This is a genomic window from Pseudomonas simiae (assembly GCF_000934565.1).
Classification (GTDB): Bacteria; Pseudomonadota; Gammaproteobacteria; order Pseudomonadales; family Pseudomonadaceae; genus Aquipseudomonas; species Aquipseudomonas simiae.
The window spans coordinates 1323881-1337156 of sequence record NZ_CP010896.1; the positions used below are offsets into that span (position 1 = coordinate 1323881).

The window sequence follows — 13276 nt, forward strand, 5'->3', positions numbered from 1 at the left end:
AGCGGGCTTGCTCGCGAATGTGGTGTTTCAGCCAACACATCTGTAACTGACCCACCGCTTTCGCGAGCAAGCCCGCTCCCACCTTTTGTCCTGCGTTGTCAGGAAGGCTTAGCGGCCACCCATGATCGCGATGTAATCCTGGGTCCAGCGGCTGTACGGCACGAACTTGCCGCCTTCAGCCTGCGGGGTTTTCCAGAAGGCGATCTTTTCGAACTGGTCGAAACCGTTGGTCTTGCAACCCTCGGCGCCGAGCAACTCGCTTTCCTTGCACGCCGCGGGCACCGCCGGCAGCGAACCGAACCAGGCGGCAACGTCGCCCTGGACTTTTGGCTGCAGCGACCAGTCCATCCACTTGTAGGCGCAGTTCGGGTGCTTGGCCTCGGTGTGCAACATGGTGGTGTCGGCCCAGCCAGTGGCGCCTTCCTTAGGAATGGTCGAGGCAATCGGCTGCTTCTCGTTCTGCAGGCCGTTGACCTGATACGGCCAGGCGCTGGAGGCCACCACACCTTCGTTCTTGAAGTCACTCATTTGCACGGTGGTGTCGTGCCAGTAGCGGTGGATCAGCGGTTGCTGGGCGCGCAGCAGTTCGAGCACGGCCTTGTACTGGGTTTCGGTCAGTTCGTAGGGGTTCTGGATGCCCAGTTCCGGCTTGGTCGATTTGAGGTACAGCGCCGCATCGGCGATGTAGATCGGGCCGTCATACGCTTGCACGCGGCCTTTGTTCGGCTTGCCGTCCGGCAGGTTCTGCGGGTCGAAAATGACATTCCAACTGGTGGGCGCGGTCTTGAACACGTTGGTGTTGTACATCAACACGTTCGGGCCCCACTGGTACGGGGTGCCATAGGTTTGTTGGCCGACCACGTACCACGGCGCATCTTTCAGGCGTGGGTCGATGTTCTTCCAATTGGGAATCAGCGCGGTGTTGATCGGCTGCACGCGCTTGCCGACGATCAACCGCAGTGACGCATCGCCCGACGCGGTCACCAGGTCATACCCGCCCTTGGCCATCAGGCTGACCATTTCGTCAGAGGTGGCGGCGGTTTTCACATTGACCTTGCAGCCGGTTTCCTTCTCGAAACCGGTGACCCAGTCGTAGGCCTTGTCACTTTCGCCACGTTCGATATAGCCGGGCCAGGCGACGATATCCAGCTGGCCTTCACCGGCGCCCACCGCTTTGAGCGGTTCGGCGGCCTGGAGGCTGGCGCTGGCCAGCAGCGCGGTGGTCAGGGCACTGAGCAGTGCAGTCTTGTGCGCAGACATGGGGGTTCCCTCTTCTTTAATTATGGTCGGGGCAGTGTTTGAAGCCGGTAACGCAAACGCTTAATTGTTGTTTTAAAGATGCTGGCCGTGGCGCGCCATGATGTGGCGCACCACGCTGTAGTCCTGCAGCGAATCGCTGGACAGATCTTTCCCATACCCCGAGCGCTTCAAGCCGCCGTGGGGCATTTCGCTGACCAGCATGAAATGGCTGTTGATCCAGGTGCAGCCGTATTGCAGGCGCGCCGCCACCTGCATGGCCTTATCAAGGTTCTGGGTCCATACCGAGGACGCCAGGCCGTATTCGGAATCGTTGGCCCAGTCCACCGCCTGTTCCAGCTCATCGAAGCGCGTCACCGTGACCACCGGGCCGAACACTTCGCGCTGCACGATTTCGTCGTTTTGTTTACAGCCGGCGAGCAGGGTGGGCTGGTAATAGAAGCCCGCGCCGGAATGCACGGCGGCACCGGTGATGCGTTCGATATGCGGTTGGCCGAGGGCACGCTCGACAAAACTGGCGACCCGGTCGCGCTGGCGCGTGCTGATCAGCGGGCCGAGTTCATTGTCGGCATCACGTTTACCGGCAAAACGCAGGCTGCTGACCGCTGCGCCCAGCTCGGCGACCAGTTTGTCGTGGATACCGGCCTGGGCGTAGATGCGGCACGCGGCAGTGCAGTCCTGACCGGCGTTGTAATAGCCGTAGGCGCGTACCCCGTCGACCACGGCGTGCAGGTCGGCGTCGTTGCATACGATCACCGGGGCCTTGCCGCCCAGTTCCAGGTGCGTGCGTTTTAGGGTTTTTGAGGCGGCTTGCAGAATCTTCTGCCCGGTGACGATATCGCCGGTCAACGAAACCATGCGCACTTTGGGATGGCTGACCAAGTGACTGCCAACGCCTTCGCCGCCGCCGCACAGAATGTTGATCACGCCGCGTGGCAACAGTTCTTTCAGGACCGGAGCCAGGGCCAGGATCGACAGCGGCGTGTGTTCCGATGGTTTGAACACCAACGTATTACCGGCGGCCAGGGCTGGGGCGATTTTCCACGCAGCCATCATCAGCGGGTAGTTCCACGGCGCAATGGATGCCACCACGCCAATCGGGTCGCGACGCACCATGCTGGTGTAGCCCGGCAGGTATTCACCGCTCAGTTGTCCGGTCTGGCAGCGCACGGCGCCGGCGAAGAAACGGAACACGTCGACGGTGGCGCTCAAGTCATCCTGGCGGGCCAGGTGCAACGGCTTGCCGCAGTTCAGGGACTCCAGGCGGGCCAGGTAGTCGGCTTGTTTTTCGATGGCGTCGGCAATGCCGAGCAGGATGTTCGAGCGTTGCTGCGGCGTGGTACGCGACCAACCGGCAAAGGCGCGGTGGGCGGCGAGGATCGCGGTTTCCACCTGCTCGGCGCTGGCTTCGGCGATTTGGGTAAGCACTTCACCGGTGGCCGGGTTGAGAATCGGCTCGGCAAAACCCTGGCCATGAACCAGTTCGCCGTCGATCAGCAACGCAGTGAGTAGCGGGGTGGGCGCGCCGGGCATTTTTCGCGATCTCTTTTCTTGTGTGGCCATGGGCGTTCTCTTACAAGGCGCCTGACCTTCTCTTATGGGATGAACAGAGACTAGAGGTCAGGCGCGAGGTCAACAAATACTAAATACTGAATGCAGCATTCGATTAAATAGATGGCTTGCGTGGGTGCGGCTGTTCGCGGGCGACGGTCAGGAACGGGTCCACCAGCGTCGGACGCGCGGTGCCACGGCGCCACGCCAGGCCGACATCAAGGGTCTGGCTGAGGTCGGCAATCGGCCGCGCTTCAATGATGTCGCCCTCAAGCGACCAGGGCCGGTAGGTCATGTCCGGCTGGATCGACACGCCCAGGCCGGCGGCCACCAGGCTGCGAACGGCCTCGGTAGAGGCGGTGCGCAAGGTCACGCGGGGTTGCAGGCCCGCACTCGTCCACATGCGCTGGGCGTTGTGGCCCATTTCGTCGACGTTCAGCTGAATCAGCGGCTCACGCGCCACATCGGCCAGGTTGATACTGTCGTGTTCCAGCAATGGATGTTGCGCCGGTAGCCACAAACGGTGGGGCGAATGGGTAAGGACTTCGGTCTGCAGGGCGTGGCGGTCTTCCAGGTTGGAGAGAATCAGCACGCCCACGTCGATTTCGCCGCTGACCAGCAAATGCTCGATATACGGGCGTTCATCCTCCATCACGCGGATTTCCACATTAGGATAGGCGCGCTGGAAGCGGGTCAGCAGGTCCGCGAGGTAATAGCCCGCCACCAGGCTGGTCACGCCGATGGTCAACTGTCCGGCGACTTGATCGGTGCTCTGTTGCAGGCTGCGCTTGGCGTTGTCGACGGTGGCCAGAATGAGGTGTGCCTGGCGCAGGAATTGATGGCCCTGGTGGGTCAGGGTCATGCCCTTGGCGTGACGGTTGAACAGGTTGACGCCGATTTCCTGCTCCAATTGCTGGATCGCCAGGGTCAGGGTGGACTGGGAAATAAACGCGGTCTGCGCGGCGGCAGAGATCGAGCCGGTCTCGGCCACTGCAATAAAGTGCCGGATTTGACGCAAGGTCATCATGCTGGAATTACCAGTGAGCTATTTTTATAGATGTGTTCGAGTGTATATCGATTTAAGCGAAGGGCGGCTGCGTTACATCTGGAAGCACTCTAGATCGGGGCTTTTTGGCACTTAGTTTTACGCTGGGAGCCTATTGGTCTTATGAACCCTAGTGTCTGGAGGCTACGAATGAATACCCGTGGATTGCTCGATCAGTTGCTCAAGTCCGGCCAGGACATGTTGCAAAACAAGGCTGGCGGCCAGCGTAAACAGGACGACAAAGGTGCGTTGGGCGGTTTGCTTGGCGGTGGTGGCCTGGGCAGCCTGCTCGGTGGTGCGGGCGGCGGCGCCCTGGCGGCCGGCGCGATGGGTCTGCTGCTGGGCAACAAGAAAGCCCGCAAGTTCGGCGGCAAGGCCCTGACCTACGGCGGCTTGGCGGCATTGGGCGTTATCGCCTACAAAGCCTACGGCAACTGGCAGGCCAGCCAGGCCAATGCGCCCCAAGGCGAACCGCAGACCATCGACCGCTTGCCACCGGCGCAGGTCGAGCAACACAGCCAGGGCATCCTCAAGGCGCTGGTCGCCGCCGCCAAGGCCGACGGCCATGTGGATGAGCGCGAGCGCGAACTGATCGAGGGCGAATTCACCAAGCTGGATAACGACCGCGAGTTGCACAGCTGGCTGCATGCCGAACTGAACAAGCCCCTGGACCCCGCCGACGTGGCGCGGGCCGCCGGCACGCCGGAAATGGCGGCCGAGATGTACATCGCCAGCGTGATGCTAGTGGACGAGGAAAACTTCATGGAGAAGGCCTACCTCGACGAGCTGGCACGCCAACTGAAACTGGAGCCAGGCTTGAAGCTGGAGCTGGAAAAACAGGTACGCCAAGCCACCCTCTGAGGCTGCCGCCTGACCACCAACACCCCGGTTGCCAGCATGGCCCGGGGTGTTTTTGCATTCTGTGAGCGCTACATCAAAACCCGTTGATAAATGAGGGCTTGCGCTCAGCTATACTCCCCCCATTTGAATGGCCCTTCGAGGAATTACTGTGAAGAACTGGACCTTGCGCCAACGGATCTTGGCGAGCTTTGCGGTCATTATCGCGATCATGCTGCTGATGGTCGTGGTGTCCTACTCGCGGTTGCTGAAGATCGAAGCAAGCCAGGAAGCAGTCCGGGACGATGCGGTGCCGGGGGTCTACCTCAGTTCGATGATCCGCAGCGCCTGGGTCGATAGCTATTTGGAGACCATCGATATCATCGGCCTGCGCGACGAAAAAGACCTTACCAATTCGGATAAGTCGGACTACAAGTCCTTCGAGGCGCGTATTGCGCAGCAGATGGCCACCTATGAAAAAACCATTCATGGTCAGGCCGACCGAATGGAGTTCGATAACTTCAAGGCAGCGCATATCACCTACAACAAAGTGCTCGCGCAACTGCTGGAGCGTGTCGATGCCGGTGACCTGCCGGGTGCGCGTACGTTGCTGGAAGAGCAATTGACGCCGATCTGGGTCGAAGGGCGCATGAAGCTCAACGACATCATTACCGAAAACAAGAACGTCTCCGACCGCGCCACCGCGGCAATCGACGAGTCGGTGCTGTCGGCCAAGGTCAGCATGGCCGTGTCGTTGGTCATCGCCGTCCTCGCCGCCGGCCTGTGCGGCCTGCTGCTGATGCGCGCGATCATGGCGCCGATGCAGCGCATCGTCGACATCCTCGAAACCATGCGCGACGGCGACCTGAGCAAACGCTTGAGCCTGGAGCGCAAAGACGAGTTTGGCGCAGTGGAAACCGGCTTCAATGACATGATGACCGAGCTGACCGCCCTGGTCTCCCAGGCTCAGCGTTCGTCGGTGCAGGTCACCACCTCGGTGACCGAGATTGCCGCCACCTCCAAGCAGCAACAGGCCACCGCCACTGAAACCGCGGCCACCACCACCGAAATCGGCGCCACCTCCCGCGAGATCGCGGCCACGTCCAAGGACCTGGTACGCACCATGACCGAAGTGTCCACTGCCGCCGACCAGGCGTCGGTTGCCGCCGGTTCCGGCCAGCAAGGCCTGGCGCGCATGGAAGAAACCATGCACTCGGTCATGGGCGCCGCCGACCTGGTCAACGCCAAGCTGGCGATCCTCAATGAGAAGGCCGGCAACATCAACCAGGTGGTGGTGACTATCGTCAAGGTCGCGGACCAGACCAACCTGCTGTCGCTCAATGCCGCGATCGAGGCCGAAAAAGCCGGTGAATATGGGCGTGGCTTCGCCGTGGTGGCCACCGAAGTGCGTCGCTTGGCCGACCAGACGGCTGTCGCCACCTACGACATCGAACAAATGGTGCGCGAGATCCAGTCGGCGGTGTCCGCTGGCGTGATGGGCATGGACAAGTTCTCCGAGGAAGTGCGTCGCGGCATGTTCGAAGTGCAGCAAGTGGGCGAGCAGTTGTCGCAGATCATCCATCAGGTGCAGGCCCTGGCGCCGCGGGTGTTGATGGTCAACGAAGGCATGCAGGCCCAGGCTACGGGCGCCGAGCAGATCAACCACGCCCTGGTGCAACTGGGCGATGCCAGCAGCCAGACTGTCGAGTCCCTGCGTCAAGCCAGCTTTGCCATTGATGAGCTGAGCCAGGTCGCGGTCGGTCTGCGCAGCGGCGTGTCGCGTTTCAAAGTCTGATGAGCGACCTCGCGGCTAAAAGCGGCGCCGTCCCGGCAGCGAAGAAAGCGTTGTTTCTGGTGTTCCACATCGGCGACGAACGTTACGCCCTCAAGGCCACGGAAGTGGCCGAGGTGCTGCCGCGCCTGCCGCTCAAACCCATTGCCCATGCGCCAGTATGGGTGGCGGGCATTTTTGCCCACCGCGGCACGCTGGTACCGGTCATTGACCTTAGCGCCCTGACGTTCGGCAAGCCGGCCCAGGCCCGTACCAGTACGCGCCTGGTGCTGGTCAATTACCAGCCGCAGCCTTGGGTTGAACCCCGCAGGTTGGGACTGATCCTGGAGCAAGCCACCGACACCCTGCGTTGCGACCTGGGGGAGTTCAAGCCCTACGGCCTGGACAACCGCGAGGCGCCGTATCTGGGGCTGGTGCGTGAAGATGCCTTGGGATTGATGCAATGGATTGGCGTCAACGAACTGCTCACCGATGACGTGCGCGCCTTGCTGTTTTCTGCCGAGCTGAGCCTATGAGCAGCGATCCGCGTTTCTTTGCCTTCCTCAAAGAGCGCATCGGCCTGGATGTCGCGTCGGTCGGCGAAGCCATCATCCAGCGTGCGGTGCGCCAACGCAGCCAGGCCGTTAATGCGCAAACGGCCGGTGAGTACTGGCAGCACCTGCAAAGCTCCGAGGATGAGCAACAGGCGCTGATCGAAGCGGTGATCGTTCCGGAAACCTGGTTTTTCCGTTATCCCGAATCGTTCGCGACCCTGGCCCGTCTGGCCAAGGCGCGACTTGCCGAGATCAAGCAGATGCGCGCCCTGCGCATCCTCAGCCTGCCATGCTCTACCGGTGAAGAACCGTATTCGATTGCCATGGCCTTGCTGGATGCTGGCCTGGCGCCGCACCAGTTCAAGGTGCTGGGCCTGGATGTCAGCCCGCTGTCGGTAGAGCGCGCGCGGCGCGGGGTGTATGGCAGAAATTCTTTCCGTGGTGGCGATATTGCCTTTCGCGACCGCCATTTCACCGAGTATGACGACGGTTACCACATTGCCGAGCGCGTGCGCGAGCAGGTGCGCCTGCAAGTGGGCAACCTGCTCGATCCTGGCCTGCTGGCGAATGAGGCGAGCTATGACTTCGTGTTCTGTCGCAACCTGCTGATCTACTTCGACCAACCGACCCAGAAGCAAGTGTTCGATGTGCTCAAGGGCCTGACGCACGTGGACGGCGTGCTGTTCATCGGCCCGGCCGAGGGCAGCCTGCTGGGGCGTCATGGCATGCGTTCGATTGGGGTGCCGCAGTCCTTTGCGTTCAGTCGGCATGCCGAGCCGGTCAAGCCGGAACCCGTGTTTGTGCCGATCGCCGCGCCCATCCCGCCACGCAGTGCGGCTCCGATTCCGACCAAGCCTCGGCCGTTCAGCACGGCCAGGGCCCAGGTGGTGCCGATCAAGGCGCCGCACACCGACGCGGGCGACCTGCTCGGTCGCATCGCCACCCTGGCCAATGAAGGCAAGAGTGCCGAAGCCCGTGCCGCGTGCGAACAGTATTTGAGCAATCACCCGCCGGCCGCCCAGGTGTTCTACTGGCTCGGGTTGCTCAGCGACGTGGCCGGCAGCGCCCTGGAAGCCCAGGGCTATTATCGAAAAGCCTTGTACCTGGAACCCCAGCACCCGCAGGCCTTGATGCACTTGGCGGCATTGCTCGAATCCCAGGGCGACAGTGCGGGAGCGCGCCGCTTGCAGGCGCGGGCCGCCCGTAGCGAGCGAGCTGACAGTGAGTCCAAACGATGAGTAACACCGACGCGCTCGACACCGGGGGCCTGGACCTGACCTTGGCCGACACCCAAGCCATCGATGACTGCTGGAACCGCATCGGCATCCATGGCGACAAATCCTGCCCGCTGCTGGCGGACCATATCCATTGCCGCAACTGCTCGGTGTACTCGGCGGCGGCCACGCGTTTGCTGGATCGCTACGCCTTGCAGCAGGACGCGCATCGCCCGCATGCCGCTGTCGAGTTGGGTGAAGACGTGGTCACCCGTTCGTTGCTGATATTCCGTCTCGGCGAAGAATGGCTGGGCATCGCCACGCGTTGCCTGGTGGAAGTGGCGCCGCTGCAACCGATCCATTCCCTGCCGCACCAACGCTCGCGCGCCTTGCTTGGCGTGGCCAACGTGCGCGGCGCGCTGGTGGCGTGCCTGTCGTTGGTGGAACTGTTGGGCCTGGACGTGACCAGCAACGGCGCCAGCGGTGGGCGCATCATGCCGCGCATGTTGATCATTGCGGCAGAGGATGGCCCGGTGGTGGTGCCAGTGGATGAAGTCGACGGTATCCACGCCATCGATGAGCGCACCTTGAAGGCGGCTTCGGCCTCCGGCCCTCAGGCCAGCGCACGCTACACCCAAGGCGTGTTGCAGTGGAAAGGCCGCAGCCTGCGTTGGCTGGACGAGGCGCAATTGTTGTCCGCCGTGACCCGGAGCCTCACATGACCCCCGACCAGATGCGCGATGCCTCGCTGCTGGAACTGTTCAGCCTGGAAGCCGACGCGCAGACCCAGGTACTGAGCGCGGGCCTGCTGGCCCTGGAGCGCAACCCCACCCAGGCCGACCAGCTCGAAGCCTGCATGCGCGCCGCCCACTCGCTCAAGGGCGCGGCGCGTATCGTCGGGGTAGACGCCGGGGTCAGCGTCTCCCATGTCATGGAAGATTGCCTGGTCATTGCCCAGGAAAGCCGCCTGTACCTGCAACCTGAACATATTGACGCGTTGTTGCAAGGCACCGACCTGCTGATGCGCATCGCCACGCCCGGCAATAACGTGGGGCCGGCCGATATCGAAGCCTATGTGGCGTTGATGGAGCGCCTGTTGGACCCGTCCCAGGCGCCGGTCAAGGCGCCGCCGCCGGAGCCTGTGCCTGTCGTTGAAGCACTGCCGCCGGAGCCTGAGCCCGCGCCGCCGGTGGTCGCCGAGCCGCCGCGTCACAACAAACGCATGACCGAAGGCGGCGAGCGCGTGCTGCGTGTGACGGCCGAGCGCTTGAACAGTCTGCTGGATCTGTCGAGCAAATCCCTGGTGGAAACCCAGCGGCTCAAACCGTACCTGGCTAGCCTGCAGCGCCTCAAACGCATTCAAAGCCAGAGCGTAAGGGCCCTGGACACGCTGGACGGGCAACTCAAGACTGAGAATTTGAACCTCGAAGCTCAAGAGGCCCTGGCCGATACGCGTCGCCTGCTCAGCGAAGCCCAGGCCTTGTTGGCGGAAAAGACCGCCGAACTGGATGAATTCGGCTGGCAGGCCGGGCAGCGCGCCCAGGTGTTGTATGACACCGCGCTGGCCTGCCGCATGCGTCCGTTTGCCGATGTGCTGGCCGGTCAGGTGCGCATGGTGCGTGACCTGGGCCGCAGCCTCGGCAAGCAGGTACGCCTGGAGATCGAGGGTGACAAGACCCAGGTCGACCGTGACGTGCTGGAAAAACTTGAAGCGCCGCTCACGCATTTATTGCGCAATGCCGTCGACCACGGCATCGAAATGCCCGAACAACGCCTGCTCGCAGGCAAGCCGGCTGAAGGCCTGATCCGCCTGCGCGCGTCCCATCAGGCCGGTCTGCTGGTGCTGGAATTGAGCGATGACGGTAATGGCGTCGACCTGGAACGCCTGCGCGGCACCATCGTCGACCGGCATCTGTCGCCGCTGGAAACGGCCCAGCGCCTGAGCGAAGAAGAGTTGCTGACGTTCCTGTTCTTGCCGGGGTTCAGCCTGCGCGACAAGGTCACCGAGGTGTCCGGGCGCGGCGTCGGCCTGGATGCGGTGCAGCATATGGTCCGCCAGCTGCGCGGTGCGGTGGTGTTGGAGCAGACGGCAGGGCAGGGCAGTCGTTTCCACCTGGAAGTACCCTTGACCCTGTCGGTGGTGCGCAGTCTGGTGGTGGAAGTCGGCGAAGAAGCCTACGCGTTCCCACTGGCTCACATCGAGCGCATGTGCGACCTGGCGCCGGACGACATCGTGCAACTGGAAGGTCGCCAGCATTTCTGGCACGAGGGCCGGCATGTTGGCCTGGTTGCCGCCAGCCAGTTGTTGCAGCGCCCGACGGGGCAGAACCCGTCGGACACTTTGAAAGTCGTGGTGATCCGCGAGCGCGATGCTGTGTATGGGATTGCCGTGGAGCGCTTTATCGGCGAGCGTACCCTGGTGGTCTTGCCGCTGGATGATCGCCTGGGCAAGGTCCAGGATATTTCCGCCGGCGCGTTGCTGGATGACGGCTCGGTGGTGTTGATCGTCGACGTTGAAGACATGCTGCGTTCGGTGGATAAGCTGCTGAACACCGGCCGATTGGAACGGATTGCCCGGCGCAGCCAACAAAGCACCGAGGCTCCGCGTAAACGGGTGTTGGTGGTGGATGACTCACTGACCGTGCGCGAGCTGCAACGCAAATTGTTACTTAATCGTGGTTATGAAGTGGCCGTGGCGGTCGATGGCATGGACGGCTGGAACGCCTTGCGCTCCGAAGACTTTGACCTGTTGATCACTGATATTGATATGCCTCGTATGGACGGTATTGAATTGGTCACACTCTTGCGCCGTGACAGTCGCCTGCAATCGTTGCCGGTGATGGTGGTGTCCTACAAGGATCGCGAAGAAGACCGACGCCGTGGACTGGACGCCGGCGCCGACTATTATTTAGCCAAAGCCAGTTTTCATGATGACGCCCTGTTGGACGCCGTGATGGAACTGATCGGAGGCGCGCGGGCATGAGGATTGCGATCGTCAATGACATGCCCCTGGCGGTGGAGGCCTTGCGCCGCGCCTTGAGCTTCGAGCCCGCGCATCAAGTTGTCTGGGTGGCCGCCAATGGCCTGGAAGCGGTGCAGCGCTGCGCTGAACTGACGCCGGACCTGATCCTGATGGACCTGATCATGCCGGTGATGGACGGCGTGGAAGCCACCCGCCAGATCATGGCCCAGACCCCGTGCGCCATCCTTATCGTCACCGTCGACCGCCAGGCCAACGTGAGCCGAGTGTTCGAAGCCATGGGCCACGGCGCCCTCGACGTAGTGGACACCCCGACCCTGGGCGTGGGCAACCCCAAGGATGCGGCGGCGCCGCTGTTGCGCAAGATCCTCAACATCGGCTGGCTGATCGGTCAGCGCGGCAGCCGCGTGCGTGCGGAAGCTTTGGCCCCGCGCATCACCGGCAAACGCCAGAGCCTGGTGGCCATCGGGTCCTCTGCGGGCGGCCCGGCCGCCCTGGAAATCCTGCTCAAGGGCTTGCCCCGTGACTTTCCCGCGGCCATCGTGCTGGTGCAGCATGTCGACCAGGTGTTCGCTGCCGGCATGGCCGAGTGGCTGAGCAGCGCCTCCGGCTTGCCGGTGCGCCTGGCCCGCGAAGGTGAGCCACCGCAAAGCGGCGTGGTGCTGCTGGCCGGCACCAACCACCACATTCGTTTATTGAAGAACGGCACGCTAGCCTATACCGCAGAGCCGGTGAACGAGATTTACCGGCCTTCGATCGACGTGTTTTTCGAAAGCGTGGCCAGCCACTGGAATGGCGATGCCGTCGGCGTACTGTTGACCGGCATGGGGCGCGACGGGGCCCAGGGCCTCAAGTTACTGCGTGAACAAGGTTATTTGACCATCGCCCAGGATCAGCAAAGCTCGGCGGTGTATGGCATGCCCAAAGCGGCGGCGGCGATTGATGCTGCTGTTGAAATTCGCCCACTGGATAGAATTGCGCCCCGACTGCTGGAGGTATTCGCCAAATGAACACGACCTCCCGCAGCACCGGCTTGCCGGCAGTAATTCAGGTGACTGCACATGAATGATTTACAGATCGACGACATCAAGACCGACGAAAATGCTGCCATGGTGTTGCTGGTCGACGACCAGGCCATGATCGGCGAAGCCGTGCGGCGTGGCCTGGCTCATGAAGAAAACATCGACTTTCACTTCTGCGCCGACCCGCACCAGGCGATTGCCCAGGCGATCCGCATCAAACCGACCGTTATCCTGCAGGATCTGGTGATGCCCGGCCTCGACGGCCTGACCCTGGTGCGTGAATACCGCAATCACCCGGCCACGCAGAACATCCCTATCATCGTGCTTTCCACCAAGGAGGACCCGCTGATCAAGAGCGCGGCGTTCTCGGCGGGTGCCAACGACTACCTGGTCAAGCTGCCGGACAATATCGAACTGGTGGCGCGGATCCGCTATCACTCGCGCTCGTACATGACCTTGTTGCAACGGGATGCAGCCTATCGCGCGCTGCGGGTCAGCCAGCAACAGTTGCTGGACACTAACCTGGTGCTGCAGCGGTTGATGAACTCCGATGGTCTTACCGGGCTGTCCAACCGGCGTCATTTCGATGAGTACCTGGAACTGGAATGGCGCCGTGCCATGCGTGACCAGACTCAATTGTCGCTGCTGATGATCGACGTGGACTTCTTCAAGACCTACAACGACAGCTTTGGGCATGTCGAAGGTGACGAGGCCTTGCGCAAGGTTGCCGCCGCCATCCGCGAAGCCAGCAGCCGCCCCTCGGATCTGCCGGCTCGCTACGGCGGTGAAGAGTTTGCTCTGGTGCTGCCGAATACCTCGCCGGGCGGTGCTCGGTTGGTGGCTGAAAAGCTGCGCATGGCGGTTGCCGCGCTGAAAATCCCGCATAACGCACCGACCGAGGGCTCAAGTCTGACCATCAGCATTGGGCTCTCGACCCTGACGCCGGTGCAGGGCACGGACTGTCGTCAATTGATCATGGCGGCGGATAAGGGGTTGTATACGGCCAAGCATAATGGGCGCAATCAGGTGGGGATCGAGTGACCTG

11 protein-coding genes are annotated in these 13276 nt (G+C 62.3%); 8 read left to right on the forward strand and 3 right to left on the reverse strand.

What is annotated here, in order from left to right; translation table 11 throughout:
• Positions 1 to 108: 108 nt before the first annotated feature.
• From ydcS to PF1751_RS05920, 3 genes are all read right to left on the reverse strand, one after another.
• Entirely contained in the window at positions 109 to 1260 is a 1152-nt protein-coding gene (gene ydcS / locus PF1751_RS05910; RefSeq protein ID WP_010212653.1) for a putative ABC transporter substrate-binding protein YdcS, read from the reverse strand.
• A gap of 72 nt (positions 1261 to 1332) precedes the next feature.
• Entirely contained in the window at positions 1333 to 2790 is a 1458-nt protein-coding gene (locus tag PF1751_RS05915; protein ID WP_010212652.1) for a gamma-aminobutyraldehyde dehydrogenase, read from the reverse strand.
• Between the two features lie 133 nt (positions 2791 to 2923).
• Positions 2924 to 3835, reverse strand: a complete 912-nt coding sequence (locus PF1751_RS05920; protein WP_010212651.1) for a LysR family transcriptional regulator — start codon at positions 3833 to 3835, stop codon at positions 2924 to 2926.
• Between the two features lie 168 nt (positions 3836 to 4003).
• Here PF1751_RS05920 and PF1751_RS05925 point away from each other — a divergent pair, with 168 nt between their 5' ends.
• The 8 genes from PF1751_RS05925 (at position 4004) to PF1751_RS05960 (ending at position 13272) form a co-directional block, all read left to right on the forward strand.
• Complete coding sequence (locus PF1751_RS05925; RefSeq protein ID WP_010212650.1) at positions 4004 to 4714, forward strand: tellurite resistance TerB family protein; 711 nt, start codon at positions 4004 to 4006, stop codon at positions 4712 to 4714.
• A 148-nt stretch (positions 4715 to 4862) separates the two neighbouring features.
• A complete protein-coding gene (locus tag PF1751_RS05930) occupies positions 4863 to 6485 on the forward strand; it encodes a methyl-accepting chemotaxis protein (protein WP_010212648.1) in 1623 nt (540 codons plus the stop codon).
• Complete coding sequence (locus PF1751_RS05935; protein ID WP_010212647.1) at positions 6485 to 6997, forward strand: chemotaxis protein CheW; 513 nt, start codon at positions 6485 to 6487, stop codon at positions 6995 to 6997. Before PF1751_RS05930 ends, PF1751_RS05935 begins: the two co-directional genes overlap by 1 nt.
• Entirely contained in the window at positions 6994 to 8253 is a 1260-nt protein-coding gene (locus PF1751_RS05940) for a CheR family methyltransferase (RefSeq protein ID WP_010212645.1), read from the forward strand. Before PF1751_RS05935 ends, PF1751_RS05940 begins: the two co-directional genes overlap by 4 nt.
• The gene (locus PF1751_RS05945) at positions 8250 to 8951 is read left to right on the forward strand and encodes a chemotaxis protein CheW (protein WP_010212644.1); all 702 of its coding nucleotides are present in this window, start codon (positions 8250 to 8252) and stop codon (positions 8949 to 8951) included. Before PF1751_RS05940 ends, PF1751_RS05945 begins: the two co-directional genes overlap by 4 nt.
• Positions 8948 to 11212: a hybrid sensor histidine kinase/response regulator gene (locus PF1751_RS05950; RefSeq protein WP_044286715.1), complete on the forward strand. Its 2265-nt coding sequence runs from the start codon at positions 8948 to 8950 to the stop codon at positions 11210 to 11212. The genes PF1751_RS05945 and PF1751_RS05950 overlap by 4 nt, the downstream gene beginning before the upstream one ends.
• On the forward strand, positions 11209 to 12219 hold the full coding sequence (gene cheB, locus PF1751_RS05955) for a chemotaxis response regulator protein-glutamate methylesterase (RefSeq protein WP_010212641.1): 1011 nt from the start codon (positions 11209 to 11211) through the stop codon (positions 12217 to 12219). The genes PF1751_RS05950 and cheB overlap by 4 nt, the downstream gene beginning before the upstream one ends.
• A gap of 51 nt (positions 12220 to 12270) precedes the next feature.
• Positions 12271 to 13272 (forward strand): response regulator, encoded by a 1002-nt coding sequence (locus PF1751_RS05960; RefSeq protein WP_010212639.1) that lies wholly within the window; start codon positions 12271 to 12273, stop codon positions 13270 to 13272.
• Positions 13273 to 13276 lie beyond the last annotated feature (4 nt).